Here is a 25,070-nt window from a genome sequence, read left to right on the forward strand (position 1 = left end):
GATTTCCCTTTGACTATCTTCGCAACAACGGGTAATATTCACGCCCTATGCAAAAGGTAAAACTACCCCTAACCGTTGATCCGGTAAAAGATGCTCAAAGACGGCTTGATTATGTTGGCTATTATGCTCCTAATCAGCTTGAGCGTTTGGCGGAATCAGTGGTAAACGTGCTCAGCGATGCACAGGTAACATTATCGTTTTATATTGATCCACAAAAATTAGTGGTGATGAAAGGTAAAGTGCAAGTTGATGTTGAATTAGAATGTCAGCGTTGTAACGAACCTTACAAACAAACATTGGAATGTGAGTTTACTTATAGCCCAGTGGCTAATTGGGATCAAGCTGATGTATTGCCGGAAATTTATGAGCCAATCGAGTTCAATGAGTTTGGCGAAATAGATTTAATTGGCACGGTGGAAGATGAGCTAATTTTAGCTTTGCCGCTTGTACCAATGCATTCATCTGAACACTGTGAAGTGTCCGCGCAGGAACAGGTTTTTGGCGAATTGCCTGACGAATTGGCAAAAAAACCGAACCCGTTCGCTGTATTAGCTAATTTAAAGCAAAAGTAAATTAAATTTAGGAGTATGGCCAATGGCTGTTCAACAAAATAAAAAATCTCGTTCACGTCGTGATATGCGTCGTTCACACGATGCGTTAACTACTGCTGCAGTATCAGTGGATAAAGCAAGCGGTGAAACTCACTTACGCCACCACGTAACTGCAGACGGTTACTACCGTGGTCGTAAAGTGATCAATAAGTAATTTTTACTTATAGGTATTCACTTGACTCGTCTAACCTTGGCGTTAGATGTGATGGGCGGGGACATTGGTCCCCGTATTACTATCTCTACATTTCTTTTAACATCGGAAAATAATCCGGTGTCTCGATTTTTTCCTTTTTTTAATCGCTTATCTTATTGAGTATGAATAGCAGAATTTTATCTACTGGTAGTTATTTACCAAGCTACATCCGCACAAATGCGGAATTGGAAAAAATGGTTGATACATCAGATGAATGGATTGTCACTCGTTCCGGTATTCGTGAACGTCGTATCGCAGCGGCAGATGAAACTGTTGCCACAATGGGATTTGAAGCGGCAAAAAATGCGATCGAAGCTGCTCAAATTAATCCTCAAGATATTGAACTGATTATTGTTGCCACTACAAGTCACTCACACGCTTATCCAAGTGCAGCGTGCCAAGTACAAGGTTTATTAAATATTGATGATGCGATTTCTTTTGATTTAGCCGCAGCTTGTACAGGCTTTGTCTATGCCTTGAGCGTAGCCGATCAATTTATTCGTGCAGGCAAAGTGAAAAAAGCCTTGGTGATTGGTTCAGATCTCAATTCTCGTAAATTAGATGAAACAGATCGCAGCACTGTTGTGCTATTTGGTGATGGTGCGGGAGCGGTCATTCTTGAAGCGAGTGAACAAAAAGGGATTATTTCTACTCACTTACATGCTTCAGCAGATAAAAGTAATGCTCTTGTTTTAGCTCAGCCAGAACGTGGTATAGAAAAATCTGGATATATCGAGATGCAAGGTAACGAAACGTTCAAATTGGCCGTTCGTGAACTTTCAAATGTGGTGGAAGAAACACTTTTAGCAAATAATTTAGATAAAAAAGATTTAGACTGGCTTGTGCCACACCAAGCAAATTTACGTATTATTACAGCGACAGCTAAAAAATTAGAAATGGATATGTCGCAAGTGGTGGTAACGTTAGATAAATACGCTAACAACAGTGCAGCTACTGTGCCTGTCGCTTTAGATGAGGCTGTTCGAGATGGCCGTATTCAACGTGGGCAGTTATTATTATTAGAAGCCTTTGGCGGTGGTTGGACTTGGGGTTCAGCATTAGTACGCTTCTAATTAATTTGTTAGAATAGGTAAGTAATTTAAAAAGTGCGGTTAATTTTGACCGCACTTTTAGTATTTTGTTGTCAGGTTTCGCCTGATGGCGACCTACTTTCTTTTACACGTGTAAAAGAAAGTAGGCAAAGAAAACACGCCCCAGTTAAATCGCTGTTCTTTGCTTTGTTTCAATTTTCTAAACGGCAATTTGCTGAACTCGCTACGCTCAAACAGATGCAAATTGCCTAAAAATTGAAAGTCGCAAAGGCGATTTATATGGGGCCCCGAATTTATCGGAGCATTATTTAAAAAGTGCGGTTAATTTTGAATTCATTTTAAGAACAAAAAATATTTTGAGTTTTGATCGCACTTTAAATAGGAGAAAGAACAAATTGGGTTCCCTTCTTTTCTACCTTTGTGGAATTGAATTTGTAGGAAATTTTCGTCTGTTTGAGCGTAGCGAGTTCAGAAAATTTCCGTTAAGCAAATTCAATGGAACAAAGGAAATAAGGAAAAGCAGGGGCGCTTTTCTTTTTGCTTACTTTTTCTTTGGCGAGCAAAGAAAAAGTAAGTCGCCATCGGCGAAACCCGATTTTAATTACCGAAGAAGAATTCTTAATTAAAAAACAATAGGACAAAACATAATGAAAAAATTCGCAATGGTCTTCCCAGGTCAAGGCTCCCAAATTGTCGGTATGCTTGCTGATCTTGCAACTGAATATCCAATCGTTACTGAAACATTTAAACAAGCATCTGATGCGCTTGGTTATGATTTATGGCATCTTGTTCAACAAGGCCCAGCTGAAGAACTTAATAAAACATGGCAAACTCAGCCCGCACTTTTGGCTGCATCCGTATCTATCTATCGCGTATGGCAAGAAAAATTTCCTCAATTAAAACCAGAAGTGATGGCAGGGCATAGCTTAGGTGAGTATTCAGCCTTGGTTTGTGCTGGAGTGTTGGATTTCCAAGATGCGATCAAATTAGTGGAATTGCGCGGAAAATTAATGCAACAAGCTGTTCCTGAAGGTACTGGCGCGATGTATGCAATCATTGGTTTGGATAATGAAGCGATTATTAAAGCTTGTAAACAAGCAGAGAAAGGCGAAGTCGTATCTGCGGTAAACTTTAACTCACCAGGCCAAGTCGTTATCGCAGGTGCGAAAGCTGCAGTTGAGCGTGCGGCTGCATTATGTAAAGAAGCGGGGGCGAAACGTGCATTGCCGTTAGCTGTGAGTGTGCCTTCTCACTGTGCCTTGATGAAACCAGCTGCAGAGCAATTAGCGGTTACACTTGAGAATATTCAAATTAATACACCAACAACATCGGTATTAAATAACGTTGATGTGAAAGCTGAAACTGAAGGTGCAGAAATTCGTACCGCACTTGTTCGTCAGTTATATAGCCCAGTTCGTTGGACTGAAACAGTTGAAAAAATGGCGCAAGATGGCGTTCAAGCACTTGTTGAAGTGGGACCAGGTAAAGTATTAAATGGTTTAACCAAACGCATTGTGGGTGATTTACAAGCAATATCTGTAAATGATGTTGCATCATTCAATGCTGTAGAAGAATTTTTAGCGTAAAAGGAAGAAAAAATGCAAGGTAAAATTGCTTTAGTGACAGGGGCTACTCGTGGTATCGGTCGTGCGATTGCAGAAGAACTTAGTTCAAAAGGTGCGTTTGTAATTGGTACTGCAACATCTGAAAAAGGTGCAGAAGCAATTTCTGCATATTTAGGAGATAAAGGTAAAGGTTTAGTTTTAAACGTAATGGATAAAGAATCTATCGAAACTTTACTTGAGCAAATTAAAAATGATTTTGGCGATATTGATATTCTCGTGAATAACGCAGGTATTACTCGCGATAATTTATTGATGCGTATGAAAGATGATGAGTGGTTTGATATTATGCAAACTAACTTAACTTCGGTGTATCATCTTTCTAAAGCCATGTTACGTTCAATGATGAAAAAACGTTTTGGTCGTATTATCAATATTGGTTCTGTGGTGGGTTCAATGGGTAATCCAGGACAAGCCAACTATTGTGCAGCAAAAGCGGGTGTGATTGGTTTTTCTAAATCTTTAGCGAAAGAAGTCGCTTCACGAGGTATTACGGTAAATGTGGTTGCACCAGGTTTTATTGCAACGGATATGACAGAAGTGCTTACTGATGAACAAAAAGCGGGTATTTTATCTAATATTCCTGCTGGTCGTTTAGGTGAAGCCAAAGATATCGCTAAAGCCGTTGCTTTCTTAGCTTCTGATGATGCGGCTTACATTACAGGCACAACGTTGCATGTAAATGGCGGATTGTATCTTAGTTAATTTATTAACAGAACAGTAAGTATGCTAATTTAGACATCATAGTATGTAAGTAGGGTCATATAGCGTACCCCCTTTTATGAAATAACTAAAGCTCATGATAAAAACACCGCACTTGGCGGTGTTTTTTACTTGAGCAATATGACTAGTTCACATAACAAATAGCTTACAATGAAGTCAGTGTATCTATTTTTTAAGAGAATATGGATAAAATATCATCATATTTGATGATTGAAATCTATCCACAAAATTCAATGTTAATCACTTCTACGCAATCTATTGTTCCAGCTTTGAGTTTCCATTTGATATTAAATTCGTACAAACTCATTCCATAAATACGATCACTCGGTTTACCTTGTTGATAGGCTGGGCGCGGATCTTGCTCTAGCACTTGGCGAATGAAACGACTTAAGTGCGGTCGTTTTTCTTCTCGTTTTTTTACCACACTTTTGGCTTGCTCGGTAAATTCAACTGTCAGTTTTGCTGGTGGTTTTTCTTGGGCAAAGCTCGATTGCGCATTTGGTTCACTATCTGCATAGGCAATATAGGGTTTGATATCGAAAATCGGCGTGCCATCCACTAAATCCACCGCACCTAAATGGAGAAAAACGTTACCGTTGATACATTCTACTTGACGTAATTCGACTTTGGATAAACCGAGAGGATTCGGGCGGTGCGTTGCGCGTGAAGCAAACACGCCAACTCGTTGATTACCGCCTAAGCGCGGAGGGCGTACGGTGGGTTGCCATTTTCCTTGTTGGATTTGGTCGAACTGAAAAATTAACCAAAGGTGACTGAATTGTTGCAATCCTCTCACAGCTTCAGGCGAATTATACGGCGGTAAGAGTTCTACAATGCCTACTCCGTCTTCAACTAAATTAGGTTGGCGTGGTACGGAGAATTTTTCTTTATAAGGCGTGTGGATAATGGCGACAGGCGATAAGGTTAAATCATTCATAAATTGGGTGTCTTAGTGTAGAATACGCGGCCTATTGTAATCAAAAGTGCGGTCAAAAAAAATGACAAATGAAAAATTGAAAATGTGGTGGGAAACGGCTCGACCAAAAACTTTGCCCTTAGCGTTGGCATCGATTTTTACAGGTTCGGCATTAGGTTATTGGGCGAATCCACAAGGTTTTAATGGGCTTGTAATGGCGCTTTGTTTACTCACGACAATTTTATTACAGGTGCTTTCTAATTTTGCCAATGATTATGGGGATCATCAAAAAGGTTCAGATACTGAAGAACGTATTGGACCATTACGTGGCATTCAAAAAGGCGCAATTTCAGCAAAAGAACTGAAATGGGGATTAATTCTAATGGTGGTGGCAAGTTTTCTTTCAGGAAGTTTTTTGATTGGAATCGCTTATGAAAACCTCTCGGATTTATTAGCTTTCGCTGGGCTTGGGATTTTAGCTATTGTTGCGGCCATTACTTACACTGTTGGGGCAAAACCTTATGGCTATATGGGATTGGGCGATATTTCTGTATTAGTATTTTTTGGTTTGCTTGGCATTGGCGGCACTTATTATTTGCAAACTCACAGTATTGATAGCCACATTATTTTACCTGCTATTGGTTCTGGCTTATTGGCAAGTGCGGTATTAAATATCAATAATTTACGCGATATTGAACAGGATTCGAAAGCTGGCAAAAATACCCTAGCCGTTCGTTTAGGTGCATATAAAGGGCGAGTTTACCACTGTATTTTACTAAGTGTGGCGGCCTTATGTTATTTAGCATTTGCGGTGGCAACGGCCATTTCTTGGACAAATTATTTATTTATATTGGCGATGCCGTTGTTAGCTAAACATGCGATCTTTGTTTATCGCAGTCAGCAGCCAAGTGAATTGCGTCCAATGTTGGCTCAAATGTCTATGATTTCGTTATTAATCAATATCTTGTTTAGTTTAGGCTTGCTTATCGGCTAAATCGGCATATACTAAAGCAAACAAAATTTCAACAATCGATAGGGGAAAGTTATGTTTATTGATACTTCAGAACTTTGCGATCTTTATGCAGAACAAGTGGATGTAGTGGAGCCAATTTTTTCAAGCTTTGGTGGAGTAAGTAATTTTTACGGTAAAGTCACTACGGTAAAATGCTTTGAAAGTAATGGATTAATTGCTGAAGTATTAGAAGAAAACGGCGAAGGCCGAGTGCTTGTCATTGATGGCGGTGGTGCGGTACGTCGTGGTTTGATTGATGCGGAATTGGCTCAACTTGCTGTTGATAATGGTTGGGAAGGCATTATTGTATATGGTGCAGTACGCCAAATTCAGCAATTAGAAAACCTTGATATTGGTATTCATGCCCTTGCGCCAATTCCAGTCAGTGCAGATGAAAGCAGTGCCGGTGAGAGCGATATCCCTGTGAATTTTGGTGGCGTCACCTTTTTCCCAGAAGATTATATTTACGCAGATCTGACAGGAATTATACTTTCGCAAGAGCCCTTAGATTTAGATGATTCGGACGAATAATACGAAAGAGCAAAAGTGCGGTAAAAAATAACCGCACTTTTTTTATCGAAATTTATTGCACTAGATCACATTTCTGAAAATTGAGCATTGCAACTTATTAACATTCATTTAACATTGTAGTCCGTTCGAGTTAGAACACTAACGGAGGAACTTTATGATTGAGATGAAATCTTTCAAAAATCATAAAAATGGCATTATTTTTATTTTAGATATAGTGCTGTTTTTTGTGTTATTAAAAGTGCTACCTTATGAGCCAAAGGCTAGTGCTGGTTTAGCTTTATTGGCTTTTGTCGCAGTGCTTTGGTTAACTGAGGCATTACATGTTACGGTTACCGCATTGTTGGTGCCATTATTGGCGATTGCACTAGATTTAGTGAGCACTAAACAAGCTTTAGTGGCTTTTGCTGATCCTACAATCTTTTTATTCTTTGGTGGCTTTTCTTTAGCTACAGCCTTGCACATTCAAAAACTCGATAAAATGATTGCTAATAAGATTATGGCGTTAGCGCGCGGTAATTTATTTATTGCCATTATTTATCTCTTTTTGATTACAGCTTTCCTTTCTATGTGGATGAGTAACACGGCAACTGCAGCTATGATGTTACCACTCGCAATGGGGATTTTAAGCCAACTTGATCGTGAAAAAGAACATAATACTTATGTTTTTGTGTTGTTAGGGATAGCTTATAGTGCATCAATCGGTGGCATGGGAACCCTTGTGGGTAGTCCACCGAATGCGATTGTAGCAAGTAACTTGCATTTAACCTTTGCAGATTGGTTATGGTACGGTTTACCGATAATGATTATTTTGTTACCACTGATGATTGGTACGCTTTACATTATTTTTAAGCCAAAACTTCATATTAATTTTGAGCAATCTTTTGAAAGCATTGAAATGAATTCGGTGCGTGTATTAACATTAGTTATCTTTGTTGTGATTGCTTTAACTTGGGTATTTAGTGGGCAAATTAATCCGTTGATTTCAGGCTTACTTGGTTTGCAGAAAAATATTGCGAGTTTCGATAGTGTTGTCGCTTTATTAGCGGCAATTGTGATTTGTTCTACGGGCATTGCAAGCTGGAAACAAATTCAAGAAAGTACTGATTGGGGCGTATTAATGCTTTTCGGTGGTGGATTAACATTAAGTGCGGTATTGAAGGATTCAGGAGCAAGTAAAATTTTAGCAGATAGCATCGTCTTTATGATTGAAGGACAACATTTCTATCTTATTGGCTTGTTAGTTGCTACATTCATTATTTTCTTAACTGAATTTACCTCTAACACAGCAAGTGCGGCACTGCTCGTCCCAATCTTTATTTCTATCGCCCAATCATTGGGTATGCCAGAAATTGGTTTAGCATTAATTATTGGTCTTGGTGCATCTTGTGCCTTCATGCTACCAGTTGCAACGCCACCAAATGCTATTGTATTTGGTTCTGGTCAAGTGAAACAAAGTGAAATGGTAAAAGCTGGCTTTGTTCTAAATCTAGTATGTATTCTTGTAATTTCAACAATGGGATATTTATTCTGGTTGAATTAATAGCTAAGCTTAGAATTTTAAAAAAAGAAAAGCATGAATAGATGCTTTTCTTTTTTTTATTCAAACCAAATAACACTTGCCATTCGTCCTGTTTGATGATCTCGGCGATAAGAAAAGAAATATTCTTTTTCGTTAAAGGTACAATGTTCTCCACCGTAAATTTGAGTAATACCTAGGTTGTTTAATCGTTGTGTAGCGATTTGGTAAAGATTACCAAGGAATTTTTCTTTTTCTCTCCTATCTGGTTGAAATGCCAGTTTCGCTTTTTGATCTATGGCGATAAATTGCTCTACAACATCGTTTCCTACTTGGAATGCTGTTGGACCGATAGCCGGTCCAAACCATGCCATGATCTCTTCAGGTTTGGCTTGAAAATATTTTATTGTTTCTTCTAATATGCCATCGCATAAGCCTCGCCATCCTGCATGAGTTGCAGCTACTTCATTTCCGGATTTTGTTGTAAATAATACGGGCAAGCAATCTGCTGTCATGATAGTGCAGACTTGATTGGGTTCATTGGTATAAACGGCATCAGCTTCTAAATTATCGTCCAAATAAGGGAGTTGAATAACGCGTGTACTGTGAGTTTGAGTGAGAAATAAAGGCTCTTGAGGTAAGCTAAATTTTTCTACGAGTAAAGCGCGGTTAGTTTTGACCGCACTTTTATCATCGCCGACATGATCACCAAGGTTAAAATCATTAAAAGGTGCAGTACTAACACCGCCTTCACGTGTCGTAGTAAAGGCGTGAATAGTATCGGCAACAGGCCAGTTAGGTTGTATGATCCGCATTAATTAATAGTCCAATTCATTTTGGTGTTCTAGATAATCTGTTTTTAGTGCGTTGAGCAGTTTCACAAAATCATCTGGTAAAGGCGCATACCATTCCATCATTTCCCCTGTAATTGGATGTGTGAGGCGTAACATGACGGCATGTAGAGCCTGACGTTTGAAATCACGTAAAACAGACATAAATGCTTCACTAGAATTTTTAGGTGGGCGAGGGCGTCCACCATAAGTTTGATCACCTAATAATGGGTGGGCTATATGTGCCATATGTACACGAATTTGGTGGGTTCGACCTGTTTCTAGCCGCAAGCGTAAGCGAGTGTAATTACGGAAATTTTCCATAATACGATAATGGGTAACGGCAGGTTTTCCCATTGGGTGAACAGCCATTAATGTACGTTTGGTTGCATGGCGAGCCATTGGTTGATCTACAGTACCGCCTTTAGTCATTATGCCTGATGCGACCGCCTCATATTCGCGTGTGATTTTTCGTTTTTGTAGATCTCGTACAAGTTTGGTTTGTGCGGGGAGCGTTTTAGCTACGACCATTAATCCTGTTGTGTCTTTATCTAGGCGGTGGACAATCCCTGCACGAGGCACTTCTGCGATTGGTGGATAATGATAGAGTAGCGCATTGAGCACAGTTCCATTCGGATTCCCCGCGCCTGGATGAACAACAAGATCTTTGGGTTTATTTATAACTATAATATCATCATCTTCATAAACAATATTCAAGGGGATATTTTCAGGTTCAAAACGTGTTTCATCTTCTATATCAACGGTAATTGCTACGTGTTCTCCCCCCAGCACTTTTTCTCGAGGAATATTGACAATTTGATTGTTAAGTTTAACGAGATCTGCTTCAATCCAAGTTTTTAATCTGGATCGAGAGTACTCAGGGAACAATTCTGCAAGCGTTTGGTCTAAGCGTTGTCCTATTTGTTCTGACTGTATTTCAGCTGAAAGGGTTATTAATGGCATAAAAGGCTCTCAAAGTTTTTTTAAAAGTTGGCTTATTGATTAATGTTCTATACAATAGCTAGTAATTGTATCTTATTTATCGGTTTTCGTAAAAATTAAGGAAAAAACAATGCGTAAAATGAAATCTTTAGCTTTATTGGCAATGGCAGCATTGGTAGTTGGGTGTTCAGGCTCAAAAGATGTTGAACAAGCATCGGTGAGTGAACTTTATACGAAAGGTTCAAATGCGTTGCAAGAAGGTGGATATTCAGAAGCTATTCGCTACTTAAAAGCTGCAAATGAGCGCTTCCCCGGCAGCATCTATCAAGAACAAGCAATGATTGATTTGATTTACGCAAATTATAAGTCACAAAACTATACGGATATTGAGACGTTGGGAAATGATTTTATTCGTATGTTCCCTCAAAGCCAAAACCAACCTTACGTGATTTATATGACTGGTCTTGCATATTCGGCTATGAGCGATAATTTTATTCAAGATTTTTTTGGAATCGATCGCGCAACACGTGAAACGGTTTCTATGCGTAATGCATTTAATTATTTCCAAGGTTTAGTTACGCATTTCCCAAATAGTCCTTATACACAAGATGCGCTTGCTCGTATGGCTTATATTAAAGCGGCCCTTGCTCGCCATGAGCTAGATATTGCAAAGTTTTATGCTAAACGAGATGCTTGGGTAGCTGTGTCAAATCGTGTTGTTGGTATGTTAAAACAATATCCTGATGCGCAAGCAACCTATGAAGGTTTATTCTTAATGAAAGAAGCCTACAATAAGATGGGACTAACTACATTAGAAAATCAAACTCAACAAATTATTGATGCGAATAAAGGTAAATCTTTTGAAGCGGTAGAAAAACCGAAAGAACCTGAATTAACCTTGCCTAAAGTAAAATAAACAATGCAATAAAGCCCGAATCATTTCGGGCTTTATACTTTTTTCATATCATCCACGATGTGCATTTTTCATAATGCGATCTTTTGTAACTTTCCATTCACGCTCTTTAATGTCATCGCGTTTGTCGTGTTGTTTTTTCCCTTTTGCTAAGCCAATTTTAACTTTTGCCCAAGCACTTTTCCAATAAAGAGATAGCGCCACAATAGTGAATCCGTCACGATTAGCTTTACCAAATAGTGAGGCAAGTTCTCGCTTATTGAGTAATAATTTACGTGTTCGTGTAGGATCGCAAACAATGTGAGTTGAGGCAACATTTAGAGGCTGGATGCTGGCACCAAATAAAAAAGCTTCTCCATTTTTGAAAATTACATAGCTATCACTAATATTTGCCTTGCCTGCACGCATTGATTTTACTTCCCAGCCTTGTAGTTCAAGACCTGCTTCAATCTCATCTTCAATAAAATAATCGTGTCGTGCTCGTTTATTCAGTGCAATATTATTTGATCCGGGTTTTATTTTTTTCTTTGTCATTGTCTTTCACCTTATCTTGATTTCGGCATTCTATAGGATATCTTTTTTGATAGCAAAAAGATCGTGTCGGTATAGTTTATTAACATTTTGAATGCTCATTGATGGCTAATGTAAGGCTATTATAAGATATTTAGCTATTCTCTCTCTAAAGAAACAAATCTTAAATTAACAGCTATACAATGAGGGGGATTAAATTCTCTTAATTAACACAAATGCGTATTGCTATCAATATGCTGCTTATGATTCATTTCTTGGCTTGAAAGAGAGATAATTTAATAGATTTTAAGATGGGGATAAATCAAGATTACAGGAATTTTTAGGAATGTAGATAATCTAAGATACTCCACCTGCTATAATTTAGGTTACAAATTTTGTAAATATCTATTTTTGAAAAAATATGATCTAACAAAAGATAGTTTTTTACAAATAAAAAACGGTTCTACTATTTAGTAGACATCTTATTTTTATGTTTGCTATTTTGATAGCTTCAATCCCGTTTTCTATCAAATGAGAACTTCCATTTTGTATTATTTATTTGATACGTAATAGTGTGAATTTTCTATCATTTACATATAGCTTTGCTTAGGATTTATTCTGAAAAGAACTAATAAAAGCAATTAACGCTGATTTTTGCTGTTCCGATAGTCCAATAATCATCTTCAACAAAACTTCATCTAACATTGTCATTTTTTCATTATCATCCACACCATAACGTAACCATTCTGGTTTAACTGATAACCACTTAGATAATGTTTCAATTTTATCCATTGATGGAATAGCCAAACCATTAAGCCATTTATGTACGGCTTGTTGAGTAACAGACTCATTTGGGTGTTGCAAATTAAATTTAGTTGCTATTTCACTTGTCTTCAAATTCTGCATAGCCATTGCTGAAAGAGCTAGTTTTAAACGTGCACTAAATTTTTCTTTTTCAGTTAATATTTTCATAATGAAAATAATTATGACTAAATCCCTAAAAAACTTGTAAACCATTATGGTTTTTATGTAAACTAAATTGGTTTTTTATTATTTTTATTTTAGGTCTAATCTATGCATCATTTTGGTTTTCCTTTAGAAGTTCTTATTGTCTTCTTTTCAGCCATCTTATTTTCTGTTTATGTGGATTTAATCTCTCACCGTCACAGTAAAGAAATTACGGTAAAAAATGCCGCACTTTGGTCAATCTTTTGGATTTCATTGGCATTGGCGTTTTACGCTTATCTTTATTTCCGTTTTGAGCCAGAATGGGCAGATCTCTATCTTGCTGGTTATGTACTTGAAAAGAGTTTATCCATTGATAACTTAATGGTATTTGTTGCGATCTTTGCATCTTTTGGCATCAAAGATCACCTTCAACACCGTATTCTTTATTGGGGAATCTTAGGCGCATTAATTTTCCGAGCTATTTTCGTTGTGATTGGAACAGGATTATTTGTCGCAAGTCCTTGGGTTGGATTTATCTTTGCGGCTTTTGTACTTTGGAGTGGTTGGAAAATGTTACGAGGCGGAGATGATAGTGAAGAAGAAATCGAAGACTATACTCATCACTGGAGTGTTCGTTTAGTAGGGAAAATGATGCCTGTTTTCCCAAAACTAGTGCAAGAAAAATTCTTTGTAAAACATAACGAATTAAATGCAGAGCAAATTATATCTGTTACGCGTCAAGGTTTACGTTATACCACACCTGCATTCTTGTGTTTAATGGCGATTGAAACTTCAGACGTTGCCTTCGCTTTTGACTCAGTACCTGCCGTGATTGCCGTAACTCAAGAACCTTTATTAGTTTATGCAGCAATGATTTTCGCCATTCTTGGCTTGCGTAGTCTCTATTTTATTCTTGCAGTACTCACAGAATACCTAGTTCATCTAGAAAAGGCAGTCATTGCCTTATTGTTCTTTATTGGTATCAAAATGGGTATTCAATCTTGGAACCACTCGGTATTTGATACAGGAATTTATATTTCAGCCAATGTCAGTCTTTATATTGTATTAGGCGTTTTATTTATTGGTGTGATTGCTTCATTTATTTTTCCTGAAAAAGAAGAAGGTTAATTATATGAATACAAAAAAATTAATCTTTCTGACCACTTGTCTTGTTACTACAAATGTTTTAGCAAACCAGCAGTATGTTGCTCCACCAACATCATCGATACGTGGATATGTTCCAGTAATCAGTGATGCTCAAATGGAACAATGTGTTGAAATCTACAACCAAGCAAAATGGTTAGGTGATTCACTTAGAAATACTCGCGTTAATCAATATTCCAATGATTCGGTAGATTTATACAATCAAAAAGTAGCTCAACATTCACAAATGATAAATTGGTTTAATCAAAATTGTGCAGGCAAGCAATCACGTTCAGCGTGTGAAGCAGCAATGGAATTAAACCGTAAAAATGGTATTCCAACTCAAAATTGTTATTAGGGAGAAAAATTATGCGTCGTTTACCTGTTTATTTATTAGTTGATACTTCTGGCTCAATGATGGGCGAGGCTATTGAATCTGTGCGTAACGGTTTACAAATGCTAGTTTCTGCCTTGCGTCAAGATCCTTACGCATTAGAAACGGCTTATCTATCTGTGATTACTTTTGATAGCAAAGCCAAACAAGTTACGCCACTCACTGAGCTAATGAGCTTCCAACTTCCAACCATCGAAGCATCTGGTTTAACATCAATGGGCGAAGCACTCTCACTATTAACAGATTGTATTAACCGTGAAGTACAAAAAGGCTCAGCCGAAGTAAAAGGAGACTGGAAACCAGTTGTATTTTTACTTTCTGATGGTGTGCCAACAGACGATCTACAAAAGGGAATTAATGCATTGAGAACCGTGAAAACTGGCACCTTTGTGGCTTGTGCGGCAGGTGCTGGAGCTGATACCAATGTATTAAAACAAATTACAGAAAGTGTAGTGTCATTAGATACCGCAGATGCCAACTCTATTAAAGCCTTCTTTAAATGGGTATCTGCCTCTATTTCTGTATCAAGTCAAAAAGTAGATCTCAACAAAAAAGATGTAGGCGGATTAGGTGAACTTCCTCCACCACCAGCAGAATTAAATATTGTTTTATAATTTAGGTGGTTAGTAGATATGTCTAGAAGACTACTCACTTATATTTGTATTGATACATCAGGCTCGATGAAAGGAGAGCCAATTGAAGCAGTGAATGTTGGTTTGCAATCACTGCTTTCCGCCTTACGACAAAATCCTTATGCGTTAGAAAGTGTGTATCTCTCCATTTCAACATTTGATACGCAAATAAAAAATGTGCTGCCATTAACCGCACTTGAAGATGTGGTATTGCCGACTATTAGTTGCCCTGATAGTGGGGCAACCTTTCTTGGCAAAATGTTAGAAGAAATCTCACAAGCGGTTAAAAAAGATCGTATTCTTGCTACATCTGAACAAAAAGGCGATTGGCGACCGATTTTAATTTTACTCACAGACGGAAAACCTTCCGATACATTAGCTTATGAACTCGCCATTCCACAAATTAAAGCCTTAAATTTTGGCAACATTGTCGCTTGTGCCGCAGGTCCAAAAGCGGATCCAAACATCTTAAAAAAATTAACGGATACTGTGGTATCACTCGATACAATGGATGCAAATAGCTTTGCACAGTTCTTCCAATGGGTTTCTGCTTCGGTTGCTCAAACCAGCGTCAGTGTGGGCTCACCAAGCAATGATCTCCCTCCTCCACCAGATGAAATCACCGTTGTATTTTAGGGGAAATTATGCGTCGTTTACCTGTTTATCTTGTTGTTGATATCTCCGAAAGTATGGCTGGCGAAAATCTTCGTCAAATGCAAGAAGGCATTAGCCGCTTGGTTAATCAACTTCGCCGTGATCCTTACGCGTTAGAATCTGTTTATCTTTCTGTGATCGCATTTGCTGGGGCAGCTGGTACGCTTGCACCATTAACGGAATTAATGAGTTTTTACCCACCTCGTTTGCCTATTGGTTCTGGAACATCTATTGGTGCAGCACTAAATCATTTAATGGATTCTTTAGAAAAAGATATTGTACGTAGTACGCCAGAGAAAAAAGGCGATTGGAAACCATTGATTTACATTATGTCAGACGGTTCTCCAACAGATGATCCTGCACAAGCTATTTCTCGCTGGAAACACCATTTTCAAAATAAAGTGAAGATAATCAATATTGGCATTGGTAAATTTGCCAACCTTGATACATTAAGTGAAATTAGTGATTTAACCTATCGACTAGATGATGAAGATATAGAAAAAGTTTACCGTGCTTTATGTGAATCTGTTGCCGATTCCATTCTAAGTCAAAGTCGCTCGCTGGGTGTGGAATTGCCTATGTCACTGAATAAAGAAATTTTAGAAAGCGGTGGTATTTCTTTGATTAAAGAAAAAGAGCAAGCGGTCGCTTTAGATGAAAATTATGCAATCATCGTGGGTAAATGTAGCAAGGTGAAATTACCTTATTTAATGAAATATGAACGGCTTGAAAACAGTCCGCTTGATAATGCGATTTTTCAATATGTTGGTGTTTATCCTGCTGAAAAAGATTACGCAGATTGGTCTGATCATCGGCCAAATCACAGCCAAATTTCTACTTCACAATTATGGGGTGGTGGCGGTTGTCCCCATTGTGGAGCTGCTTTTGGTTTATGTATGTGTAACTGTGGGCAAATTTTCTGTGCTAATGGCGAAAAAGAAGTCGTCTGCCCTGGTTGTAATGAAACCTTGTATTTTAATGATGAAGCCGACGGTGCTGATTTTGATATTACGCGTGCAAGGGGCTAGGGATGAATGCAACCGAACAATTAGAAAAAATAAAATCTTGGTTAAATCAGGCTGATGAAAAATATCTTGATGCCTTTGCCAGTCAAAATCAGACATTAATATCCCATATTTATGAAATATGGCAACGTTTTCAGGAAGCTAAAAACATAACATCATTGGAAAATAATATGTTGACCATTCAACCAACAGAAACAACTCCAGTATATAAAAAAGATCTCATCATTACATTGCCAAATGCAAAACAAGATGAACCTTATTTTTACCAAAAAACCAATGATTTCCCTACAATTCAATCTCTAAAAGTCGAAGAGGACCTTGGATTAGCTTGGAATGTAGAAGCACAAGCATTAGATGGTATACCGATAAAGAGCGGTGAATTTTTACTGACTTTTCAACTTATTGACGGTAATACAGCACACTCAACCCTTTTTATCAATCCTAATCCGAAATATTTATGGAAGAACATTCCTTCCGATAAAAATAGCCGTTTTTGGAAACCAGATAGTGCAAGTAGCCAGATTTCCACAGACTTAGGACAATTAATCGCAGCACGTATGCGCGGACGTACTCACGCAATGAAAGGAACGTGCTGTGATGATGATTTTACTATCGGCTATCACGAGAAATCAAAATTTCATTTCATTGCTGTTGCCGACGGTGCTGGAAGTGCAGAATTTTCTCGTCAAGGCTCAAAACTAGCTGTAGAGGCCGCAAAAGATAAATTTTTTGAGTTACTGAATATTGAAGGTAAAGACTACCAAAAACTTTCCCAAAAAAACGAACAAGAACTCGCTTATATTACCAAAGTGATGTTTAAAGAAGCGGTTCAAGCCGCTTATCTTGCCCAAGAAACAGCGGCAAAAGATTATGTTATTGAACAGAAATCACTTTCTTGCACATTACTGCTTGCGTTTACATTACCTTTAATCGATGGAAAATGGTTCACTGCTTGTTATTGGGTGGGAGATGGTGCAGCTGCAATCTTTGATCCCGCTATACAAAAAATCAAATTATTGGGTGAAGTTGACTCAGGACAATATTCAGGTGAAACCCAATTTTTAACCTTAGCTGAAGCCAATGCGGAAAAAATCACCGCACGTATTTATACAGATATTCGTGATTATCCTCCAATCCTGATATTAATGACAGATGGCGTTTCCGATCCTAAATTTCATAGTGATGTACAGCTTAACACCTTTGAGGCTTGGCAAATCTTTTGGCAAGAATTACGTGAACCATTACAAAAAGAGCAACCAGAAAAAGCCTTAGAGGAATGGCTAGATTTCTTCTCAAAAGGAGAGCACGATGATCGCACTTTAGCGATATTTATTCCGCAGTCAGAATGGCAGGGAATGACTTATACATCAATGACCAATGAAATCTTGAAGGAAGAATCAACAATAGTGAATGAGATAGTTCTACAAACGGCTGAAAATAATCAAGAATTTGCTAATGAAAAAGTCAGAACTCTCAACATTACTCAGAACAATGAAACAAAAACAATCACGCTCCAGAAAGCAAGTGACATACCACTTCAAAAAGGAACTGAATAATGGGTAAAGTTATCACGCTCACTGCAACAAATGGTGAAACTATTCAATTTGTTGATGAAATCAAAGCCCAAGGCGGAATGAAAGATGTGATGTTCTCACCTAATAAAGATTATGTTGTTGCATTCTTCCGTGAACCTGCTGATCTTGCCACGAAAGAGCGGTTAGAAATGATAACAGGAACTTACCGCGAAAAGATCTTTAATCAAGAAGGTGGAGAATATCTTAAAAAATTATTCTGTTGGCCTACCGCTGTAGTGGAATATCAAGGCAAGCTCGGTGTGGTTAGCCCTTTTTATCGTGATTGCTTTTTCTTCCAATATGGTAGCCGTAATAACGATATGTTAGGCATTAAAGGCAAAGATAAAGACGGTAAATGGTTCGCCAGTGCTTCTAATCGCAATAAGTTTCTTGACTCTCGAGAGTTAGGCGATTGGATGTTGCATTTGAAAGTCTGCTTGATGTTGGCTCGTGCCGTTCGCCGTATGCATATGGCTGGATTAAGTCATAGTGATTTAGGTTACAAAAACTGTTTAATCGACCCAACAACTGGTCAAGCGAGCTTGATTGATATTGACGGTTTAGTGGTGCCAGGGAAACATCCGCCAACTGTTGTGGGAACACCTGATTTTATTGCACCTGAAGTAGTGGCAACACAACATTTAGATAAAAATGATCCTAAGCGTAAGTTACCTAGCCGAACTACGGATTTACACGCGTTAGCAGTGTTAATTTATATGTATTTACTTTATCGCCATCCACTTCGAGGCGATAAGGTTTTTGATATGAATGATAGCCAGCGTGATGAAGAATTAGGAATGGGAGAAAAGGCGTTATTCATTGAACACCCAACCGATCATTCTAATCGTATAAAAATAGGGAATGTTAAACCTAGCGAACAGCCTTGGAAAGACACACAAAAAATGCCTTATATCGTTACTGGCCCTTATTTAAGCGAATTATTTAAACGCGCCTTTATTGACGGCTTGCATAATCCTATTGCTCGCCCGACAGCAGATGAATGGGAACAGGCATTAGTAAAAACAGTAGATTTGCTTCAGCCTTGTCAAAACGCTAATTGTGAACAGAAATGGTATGCTTTTGATAATTCTAAATCGCCTAAATGTCCGTTTTGTGGCACAGCACATCAAGGTAAATTGCCCGTGTTAAATTTATATTCTGCTGCACCAAATGGTAGTTATCGTCCTGATAATCACAGAATTATGGTCTACAGCGGGCAATCACTTTTCAAATGGCATTCAGATAATCGTATTTTCCCGAATGAGAAATTAAAAGTGGAAGATGCAAAACGCATTGGATATTTCGTGTTATATCAAGGAAATTGGTGGCTTGTGAACGAAAATCTGACTGATATGGTAGATGTCAATACTAAACAATCTATTCCTATTGGCGGAAAAGTGAAACTCGAGGAAGGCGCCAAAATTCTTTTGAAAAAAGGCGAAGGCGGACGGCTTATCGTTGTTCAAATGACTGGTGCATAAGATTTATTAACCTAATAACAACTGGAGAATTATAATATGGCAATTTCATTAATCAAAGGTCAAAACATTTCATTAAGTAAAACCGATTCGAGCTTAAAAAATATATTGGTTGGTTTAGGGTGGGATGCTCGTTCAACTGATGGGCAAGACTTTGACTTAGACGCAAGTGTATTTATGGCAACAGAAAATGGTAAAGTGCCTTCTGATAGACATTTTATTTTCTATAATCAATTAGTTTCACCTTGTGGTGGTGTAGAGCATACTGGCGATAACCTAACCGGTGATGGAGATGGTGATGATGAAAGCGTTATAGTTCGCTTAGACAAAGTAGAAAGTAATATCAAATCACTTTTTATTACTGTAACTATTCACGATGCAGAAGCTCGTCGTCAAAATTTTGGTCAAGTCAGCAATGCATTCGTACGTATTGTTAATAATGATACTAGTGATGAAATTGTTCGTTTTGATCTTTCTGAAGATTACAGCACTGAAACAGCAATGGTGTTTGGTGAAATTTATCGTCATAACGGTGAATGGAAATTTCGTGCAATTGGTCAAGGATATACAGGGGGATTATATTCACTTTGCCAACAATATGGTGTAAATGTAGGTTAATTGGAGTGAAAAATGGTTTCATTAAATAAAATTACTTTAGAAAAAAAAGGTGATTCTCATAAAATTGATTTATCGAAATCAACTGATCAGCAAATTACTATTAACTTAAATTGGACTCAACAAAAAACCACTGGTTTCTTCAGTAGCTTATTTGGTTCAAATAAAGAGATTGACTTAGATCTTGGGTGTTACTGGGAGTTACAAGACGGAACAGCTTCACTTATTGACGGTTTGCAATTTTCCCAAGGTCGTGGCGGGTCAAGAGAACGTCTAACACGCCAAGGATGTTATAGCCAAGCGCCTTGGGTATGGCATTGTGGAGATGATCGGAATGGCAGCTCAGCCGAAGGTGAAAATATTTTAGTCAACCCAAAAGGTATTAGAGATCTACGTCGTTTGGTTATCTATTGTTTCATTTATGAGGGGGCTGCTAAATGGGCTGAGTCTGATGCAGTGGTAACCGTTAAAGTGCCTAACCAGCCTGAAATTGTTGTTGAAATGGGGAAACAAACTGATCCTCGCACATTCTGTGCGATTGCAAGCATTGACTTTGATGATTCTCAGATGTCAGTTCGTAAAGACATTAACTTCTTTAATGGACATGCAGATTGTAGCAAATACTATGGCTGGGGATTTAATTTTTCGGCTGGTTCTAAATAATAGCTATATTCAATAATAATTGTGAGCAAAAAGTTTTTTTCGAACCTTTCCATTTTTTGCGGCTATATTAATTTAGGGGCTATCGTAGATTAGCCCTAAATACCACACTATTTTCGCAATGTTTTAAGTTATTCTTTTGGTGAGCCAACGTTAAACCGAAATTTACATTCCTTCCAGAATAAAGAAAAGTTTTTTCGGTCGATTCCATTATATTTTCGGAGTATTCTCTTCGCCTCACGCTAGAAATTTTCTATTCCATTTATGTGGTTTTGTTTCACCGTGAATAGTTTAGAATGATTGATTCGTTCGTAATGAAATGTGCTCACATCAAGGGCATCATAGCTCGGTATCGGTATAAAACCAGCTGGTCAGGCTTGATTGCTCTTTCAATAATAGGCATTAATGTCTCTGGTTTGGTATTTTCTACCACCACCTTAAATATTTTATCCTTGTCGCTTTAACAAACCGAATATGGCAATTTTTCCTGCTACGTTTGACCTCGTTTTTCTTTACGATGACCTCCCAAATGGCTTCATCAAGCTCAATTTGACTATCAAAAATCTCATCGTCTTCAAGGGCTAAATGATAGCTAATGACTTCACTAATTTTTTGGTAAAACAAAATCGCTGAATTGGCTTGGATATCGAGTAAATTAGCTGCTGCTCGGGCTATAACTTCTAATGCAAAAAATTCAAGGAGCTTATTTTTATAGATTTATCTAATTTACAATGGGTTATCTTTATTTTATATGACTAGTACACTTGCTAATCTACGTCAGCCCAGAAATTAACTTGAATTTCTTTAAAAATCTATCTTAAGCATTAATTTGATTTTTCTTGAGTTCATATTGAATTCAAACTAGACTTAACCATTATTTTATTTTATCCATATTGATTATGCGTGTTTCAGATTTTAATTTCGATTTACCTGATGAACTTATTGCTCGTTATCCAAAAGAGGACAGAGCATCTTGCCGTTTATTACATTTGAATGGGGAAAATGGCGCGGTAATTGACCGCACTTTTTCAGATGTATTGGATTTAATTGATGAAGGCGATTTATTGATTTTCAATAATACTCGCGTCATTCCTGCAAGAATGTTTGGGCGTAAAGCCAGCGGTGGAAAAATTGAAGTTTTAGTTGAACGCATGTTAGATGAGCATCGTTTCTTAGCGCATATTCGTTCATCAAAATCACCAAAAGAAGGAACTGAATTATTTTTAGGTGAAGATAAATTAGGCGAAGATAATGGAATTAAAGCGGTAATGACAGCGCGTCATGGCACATTGTTTGAAGTGGAATTAAGTGATAAATCAACCGCTCTTTTAGATGTGTTGCAAGCCATTGGACACATGCCATTGCCGCCTTATATCGACCGTCCAGATGAAGAAGCTGATCAAGAATGTTATCAAACCGTTTATAGTAAAGTACCGGGGGCTGTGGCAGCACCAACAGCAGGCTTACATTTTGATGATCCCTTGCTTGAAAAACTTAAAGAGAAAGGCGTGAATTTTGAATTTGTCACATTGCATGTGGGCGCAGGAACATTCCAGCCTGTTCGTGTCGAAAATATTGAAGATCATGTGATGCATGCAGAATACGTAGAAGTTTCTCAAGAAGTTTGTAATGCTATTATTGCAACAAAAAAAGCGGGTAAACGTGTTATTGCAGTAGGAACCACTTCTGTTCGTTCTATTGAAAGTGCGGCGCTTTCTGCGGAAGAATTTGGCAATCCAGATTTAATTGAGCCTTATTTTTCTGATACCTCTATTTTTATTTATCCAGGAAAAAAATTTCGAGTGGTGGATTGTTTAATTACTAATTTCCACTTACCTGAAAGTACATTGATAATGTTAGTTTCAGCTTTTGCTGGTTATAAAAATACAATGAATGCGTATAAGCATGCAGTGCAAGAAAAATATCGTTTCTTTAGTTATGGCGATGCGATGTTTATCAATAAAAAACCTAATGTTCTAGGATTAGAATGAGTCGTTTGACTTGTAAGTACACAGAACCTACAATAAAAAGGTCGTACTTACTTATTGTTTTGTAGTGTTAAGTACGAAATATCTAAACTCTTTTGAGGCAGATTATTTTTAAATCTGCGCCTGTTTAATGAGTTTTATCAAATTTTGCCTGTCTGTTATAACAGGCTTTTTTATTTATAAAAATCTTCGAACTGTTTATTCGTTGGAGCAAAAATGAAGTATGAATTAGATAAAACAAGCGGCAATGCTCGTCGTGGTCGCTTGGTATTTGAACGTCCACAAGGCACGTTCAGTGTAGAAACCCCTGCGTTTATGCCAGTGGGTACTTATGGCACCGTGAAAGGCATGACGCCAGAAGAAGTGCGTGCGACAGGTGCAGAAATTTTACTGGGTAACACATTCCATTTATGGCTTCGACCAGGACAAGAAGTCATGCGTAAACACGGTGATTTGCACGACTTTATGCAATGGCATCGCCCGATTTTGACAGACAGTGGCGGTTTCCAAGTATTTAGTTTAGGTAAATTACGTAAAATCACCGAAGAAGGCGTGAAATTCCAAAACCCAATTAATGGTGAGCGTATTTTCCTTTCGCCTGAAAAATCCATGGAAATTCAATATGATTTGGGTTCTGACATTGTGATGATTTTCGATGAATGTACGCCTTATCCAGCGACTTTCGATTATGCGAAAAAATCCATGGAAATGTCTCTTCGTTGGGCAAAACGTAGCCGTGATCGCTTTGATGAATTAGGCAATAAAAATGCCCTATTCGGTATTATCCAAGGTGGCGTGTTTGAAGAATTACGCAAAGTATCATTAGAAGGCTTAGTGAATATTGGCTTTGACGGTTATGCGGTGGGCGGCTTAGCGGTAGGCGAACCAAAAGAAGACATGCACCGCATTTTAGAATATATCTGCCCACAAATCCCGGCTGACAAACCTCGTTATTTAATGGGCGTAGGTAAACCGGAGGACCTAGTAGAAGGCGTACGTCGTGGTATTGATATGTTTGACTGCGTAATGCCAACCCGTAATGCACGTAATGGTCATTTATTCGTGACTGACGGTATTGTTAAAATTCGTAATGCAAAATATCGCGATGATACGAGCCCATTAGATCCTGAATGTGATTGCTACACCTGTAAAAACTATACCAAGGCCTATTTATATCATTTAGATAAGTGCGGTGAAATTTTAGGTGCACGCTTAAATACCATTCACAATTTACGCTATTATCAACGTTTAATGGCGGAAATTCGTCAAGCTATCGAAGAAGATCGTTTTGATGATTTTGTGGTGGAATTCTATGCTCGCATGGGCAAACCTGTTCCCCCATTACAATTAGCGGATAAATCATAATTGATAAAAGTGCGGTAAAAAATGAAATGTTTTTTGACCGCACTTTTTAACAAAGGAAACCTTATGCAAATTCTTGAACCTCAACAATTCGCCACATGGAATGAACCTATTGAAATGCTTTATGCCTGTCATAGTAAGGTAAAACGTTTTTGTCGCCAGTTAAGCATTTTACCTGATTATCTAGAAAAACACGGATATACTCAGGCTGTATTAAATGATGTTGAGCAAATTTTAACTTATTTCAATCGTGCCGCTCCCCTACATCATGAGGATGAGGAATTAGATTTTTTCCCTCAATTAGTCAAAGTGGCTCCGCAAGCACAAAGCTCCATTGATGAATTAGAACAACAGCACGAATATTTGCATGAAAATTGGAATGCACTATCTGCGCAGTTAGAAGAGCTTATTTCTGAACAACGTCAAAATATTGATGAACATTTAATTGAAAGCTTTGTTCAAGGTTATGAGCGTCATATTGCGTTAGAAGAACCGTTATTTGAAATGGGGCGTGAATGCTTAAGTGCGGATATTTTGGCTGAAATGGGCAAGAGCATGAGTGCTCGTCGTCAAGTTAAAGAATGAAATATCAGCTCAATTTAACCGCACTTCGGTGTCCAATTCCTCTTTTAAGTGCTAAAAAAGCCTTAAAAAATTTGGATAAAAATGATGAGCTAATGTTGATCTTAAACCTTGAAAGTGCGGTGGAAAATTTTTCTATTTTTGCAGAGGAAAATTCTGTTGCTTTGGTCGAGCAATATTACGTTTCTGAAAAAGAATTTATCGTTATCTTGAAAAAATAAAATTAATCGCCATAACGTAGGAGATTGGGTGTGGTTCACCTTTCCCAATGAGCCAATTTATGGTATTTTAAGCGCAATTTTTAACTTAAATTAACAAGGAAAACATACAATGGAAGCACAAAACCCGATGTCCACGTTATTTATTTTCGTGATTTTTGGTTTAATTTTTTACTTTATGATTTATCGCCCGCAAGCTAAACGCAATAAAGAACATAAAAAATTGATGTCTGAGCTTGCAAAAGGTACTGAAGTTTTAACTGCTGGTGGTTTAATCGGCAAAATTACTAAAGTAACTGAAGGTAGCGATAGCATCGTGATTGCGTTAAACGACACGACAGAAATTACGATTAATCGTAATTACATTGTGAGCGTTCTTCCTAAAGGTTCATTAAAATCACTTTAAGAGTAACGTTAAATTATTTT

Annotated in this window: 28 protein-coding genes and 1 pseudogene; 23 read left to right on the forward strand and 6 right to left on the reverse strand. The window is 37.8% G+C overall.

Annotated features, from left to right (window positions below):
- Nucleotides 1-47: 47 nt before the first annotated feature.
- From yceD to fabG, 5 genes are all read left to right on the forward strand, one after another.
- Nucleotides 48-572: a 23S rRNA accumulation protein YceD gene (gene yceD / locus KP712_RS00325; protein WP_111407122.1), complete on the forward strand. Its 525-nt coding sequence runs from the start codon at nt 48-50 to the stop codon at nt 570-572.
- A 22-nt stretch (nt 573-594) separates the two neighbouring features.
- On the forward strand, nt 595-765 hold the full coding sequence (gene rpmF / locus KP712_RS00330; RefSeq protein ID WP_005544470.1) for a 50S ribosomal protein L32: 171 nt from the start codon (nt 595-597) through the stop codon (nt 763-765).
- A gap of 161 nt (nt 766-926) precedes the next feature.
- A complete protein-coding gene (locus KP712_RS00335) occupies nt 927-1,877 on the forward strand; it encodes a beta-ketoacyl-ACP synthase III (RefSeq protein WP_111407123.1) in 951 nt (316 codons plus the stop codon).
- A 626-nt stretch (nt 1,878-2,503) separates the two neighbouring features.
- Nucleotides 2,504-3,442 (forward strand): ACP S-malonyltransferase, encoded by a 939-nt coding sequence (gene fabD, locus KP712_RS00340; RefSeq protein ID WP_048954225.1) that lies wholly within the window; start codon nt 2,504-2,506, stop codon nt 3,440-3,442.
- Between the two features lie 12 nt (nt 3,443-3,454).
- The gene (gene fabG, locus KP712_RS00345) at nt 3,455-4,183 is read left to right on the forward strand and encodes a 3-oxoacyl-ACP reductase FabG (protein WP_111407125.1); all 729 of its coding nucleotides are present in this window, start codon (nt 3,455-3,457) and stop codon (nt 4,181-4,183) included.
- Between the two features lie 235 nt (nt 4,184-4,418).
- Here fabG and tsaA read toward each other — a convergent pair whose 3' ends face one another.
- Complete coding sequence (gene tsaA / locus KP712_RS00350) at nt 4,419-5,138, reverse strand: tRNA (N6-threonylcarbamoyladenosine(37)-N6)-methyltransferase TrmO (RefSeq protein ID WP_215770433.1); 720 nt, start codon at nt 5,136-5,138, stop codon at nt 4,419-4,421.
- A 61-nt stretch (nt 5,139-5,199) separates the two neighbouring features.
- Here tsaA and menA point away from each other — a divergent pair, with 61 nt between their 5' ends.
- The 3 genes from menA to KP712_RS00365 all read left to right on the forward strand — a co-directional run bounded on the left by menA (nt 5,200) and on the right by KP712_RS00365 (nt 8,200).
- Nucleotides 5,200-6,111 (forward strand): 1,4-dihydroxy-2-naphthoate octaprenyltransferase, encoded by a 912-nt coding sequence (menA, locus tag KP712_RS00355; RefSeq protein WP_111407127.1) that lies wholly within the window; start codon nt 5,200-5,202, stop codon nt 6,109-6,111.
- A gap of 51 nt (nt 6,112-6,162) precedes the next feature.
- A complete protein-coding gene (gene rraA, locus KP712_RS00360) occupies nt 6,163-6,660 on the forward strand; it encodes a ribonuclease E activity regulator RraA (RefSeq protein ID WP_106013483.1) in 498 nt (165 codons plus the stop codon).
- A gap of 154 nt (nt 6,661-6,814) precedes the next feature.
- Nucleotides 6,815-8,200 carry a DASS family sodium-coupled anion symporter gene (locus tag KP712_RS00365; RefSeq protein WP_111407128.1) on the forward strand — a complete coding sequence of 462 codons (1,386 nt, stop codon included), beginning with the start codon at nt 6,815-6,817 and terminating at the stop codon, nt 8,198-8,200.
- Between the two features lie 56 nt (nt 8,201-8,256).
- Here the strand turns inward: KP712_RS00365 and pgeF are convergent, their stop codons facing one another.
- Together pgeF and rluD are read right to left on the reverse strand one after the other, a co-directional pair.
- A complete protein-coding gene (pgeF, locus tag KP712_RS00370; RefSeq protein WP_111407129.1) occupies nt 8,257-8,991 on the reverse strand; it encodes a peptidoglycan editing factor PgeF in 735 nt (244 codons plus the stop codon).
- A gap of 3 nt (nt 8,992-8,994) precedes the next feature.
- The gene (gene rluD / locus KP712_RS00375; RefSeq protein WP_111407130.1) at nt 8,995-9,969 is read right to left on the reverse strand and encodes a 23S rRNA pseudouridine(1911/1915/1917) synthase RluD; all 975 of its coding nucleotides are present in this window, start codon (nt 9,967-9,969) and stop codon (nt 8,995-8,997) included.
- Nucleotides 9,970-10,078: 109 nt separating this feature from the next.
- Between rluD and KP712_RS00380 the strand changes: the two genes are divergently transcribed.
- Nucleotides 10,079-10,864, forward strand: coding sequence for an outer membrane protein assembly factor BamD (locus KP712_RS00380; RefSeq protein ID WP_065264480.1), 786 nt, complete (start codon nt 10,079-10,081; stop codon nt 10,862-10,864).
- Between the two features lie 48 nt (nt 10,865-10,912).
- Here KP712_RS00380 and smpB read toward each other — a convergent pair whose 3' ends face one another.
- On the reverse strand, nt 10,913-11,395 hold the full coding sequence (smpB, locus tag KP712_RS00385) for an SsrA-binding protein SmpB (protein WP_048954216.1): 483 nt from the start codon (nt 11,393-11,395) through the stop codon (nt 10,913-10,915).
- A 582-nt stretch (nt 11,396-11,977) separates the two neighbouring features.
- Nucleotides 11,978-12,343, reverse strand: coding sequence for a transcriptional regulator (locus KP712_RS00390; protein WP_111407131.1), 366 nt, complete (start codon nt 12,341-12,343; stop codon nt 11,978-11,980).
- A 102-nt stretch (nt 12,344-12,445) separates the two neighbouring features.
- On the opposite strand from KP712_RS00390, the gene KP712_RS00395 reads away from it, so the two are divergent.
- Genes KP712_RS00395 through KP712_RS00435 form a run of 9 tightly spaced genes read left to right on the forward strand, consistent with a single transcriptional unit; the run spans nt 12,446 to nt 20,497 of the window.
- Nucleotides 12,446-13,447, forward strand: coding sequence for a TerC/Alx family metal homeostasis membrane protein (locus KP712_RS00395; RefSeq protein ID WP_111407132.1), 1,002 nt, complete (start codon nt 12,446-12,448; stop codon nt 13,445-13,447).
- Nucleotides 13,448-13,451: 4 nt separating this feature from the next.
- Nucleotides 13,452-13,820: a hypothetical protein gene (locus tag KP712_RS00400; protein ID WP_111407133.1), complete on the forward strand. Its 369-nt coding sequence runs from the start codon at nt 13,452-13,454 to the stop codon at nt 13,818-13,820.
- An 11-nt stretch (nt 13,821-13,831) separates the two neighbouring features.
- Nucleotides 13,832-14,470 (forward strand): VWA domain-containing protein, encoded by a 639-nt coding sequence (locus KP712_RS00405; RefSeq protein ID WP_005709530.1) that lies wholly within the window; start codon nt 13,832-13,834, stop codon nt 14,468-14,470.
- 18 nt (nt 14,471-14,488) lie between these two features.
- Entirely contained in the window at nt 14,489-15,124 is a 636-nt protein-coding gene (locus tag KP712_RS00410) for a VWA domain-containing protein (protein WP_111407134.1), read from the forward strand.
- An 8-nt stretch (nt 15,125-15,132) separates the two neighbouring features.
- A complete protein-coding gene (locus tag KP712_RS00415; protein ID WP_111407135.1) occupies nt 15,133-16,170 on the forward strand; it encodes a TerY-C metal binding domain-containing protein in 1,038 nt (345 codons plus the stop codon).
- 2 nt (nt 16,171-16,172) lie between these two features.
- The gene (locus KP712_RS00420) at nt 16,173-17,723 is read left to right on the forward strand and encodes a PP2C family serine/threonine-protein phosphatase (protein ID WP_111407136.1); all 1,551 of its coding nucleotides are present in this window, start codon (nt 16,173-16,175) and stop codon (nt 17,721-17,723) included.
- Complete coding sequence (locus tag KP712_RS00425; RefSeq protein WP_111407137.1) at nt 17,723-19,222, forward strand: helix-hairpin-helix domain-containing protein; 1,500 nt, start codon at nt 17,723-17,725, stop codon at nt 19,220-19,222. The genes KP712_RS00420 and KP712_RS00425 overlap by 1 nt, the downstream gene beginning before the upstream one ends.
- 36 nt (nt 19,223-19,258) lie before the next feature.
- Nucleotides 19,259-19,837, forward strand: a complete 579-nt coding sequence (locus KP712_RS00430) for a TerD family protein (RefSeq protein ID WP_111407138.1) — start codon at nt 19,259-19,261, stop codon at nt 19,835-19,837.
- Nucleotides 19,838-19,849: 12 nt separating this feature from the next.
- Entirely contained in the window at nt 19,850-20,497 is a 648-nt protein-coding gene (locus KP712_RS00435) for a stress protein (RefSeq protein WP_111407139.1), read from the forward strand.
- Nucleotides 20,498-20,625: 128 nt separating this feature from the next.
- Here KP712_RS00435 and KP712_RS00440 read toward each other — a convergent pair.
- Nucleotides 20,626-21,240 (reverse strand): annotated as a pseudogene (locus KP712_RS00440) (IS1595 family transposase).
- 153 nt (nt 21,241-21,393) lie between these two features.
- Between KP712_RS00440 and queA the strand changes: the two are divergent.
- The 5 genes from queA (at nt 21,394) to yajC (ending at nt 25,050) form a co-directional block, all read left to right on the forward strand.
- The gene (gene queA / locus KP712_RS00445; RefSeq protein ID WP_111407140.1) at nt 21,394-22,485 is read left to right on the forward strand and encodes a tRNA preQ1(34) S-adenosylmethionine ribosyltransferase-isomerase QueA; all 1,092 of its coding nucleotides are present in this window, start codon (nt 21,394-21,396) and stop codon (nt 22,483-22,485) included.
- A 213-nt stretch (nt 22,486-22,698) separates the two neighbouring features.
- Entirely contained in the window at nt 22,699-23,847 is a 1,149-nt protein-coding gene (gene tgt / locus KP712_RS00450; protein ID WP_106013477.1) for a tRNA guanosine(34) transglycosylase Tgt, read from the forward strand.
- 63 nt (nt 23,848-23,910) lie between these two features.
- On the forward strand, nt 23,911-24,429 hold the full coding sequence (locus KP712_RS00455; RefSeq protein ID WP_106013476.1) for a hemerythrin domain-containing protein: 519 nt from the start codon (nt 23,911-23,913) through the stop codon (nt 24,427-24,429).
- Nucleotides 24,426-24,647: a sulfurtransferase TusA family protein gene (locus KP712_RS00460; RefSeq protein WP_106013475.1), complete on the forward strand. Its 222-nt coding sequence runs from the start codon at nt 24,426-24,428 to the stop codon at nt 24,645-24,647. The genes KP712_RS00455 and KP712_RS00460 overlap by 4 nt, the downstream gene beginning before the upstream one ends.
- A 109-nt stretch (nt 24,648-24,756) precedes the next feature.
- Nucleotides 24,757-25,050, forward strand: coding sequence for a preprotein translocase subunit YajC (gene yajC / locus KP712_RS00465; RefSeq protein WP_005631054.1), 294 nt, complete (start codon nt 24,757-24,759; stop codon nt 25,048-25,050).
- The last annotated feature ends 20 nt before the right edge of the window (nt 25,051-25,070 follow it).

Origin of the sequence: Haemophilus sp. SZY H68, from assembly GCF_018829685.1 — a bacterium.
In the GTDB taxonomy this organism is placed as follows: Bacteria; Pseudomonadota; Gammaproteobacteria; order Enterobacterales; family Pasteurellaceae; genus Haemophilus; species Haemophilus haemolyticus_K.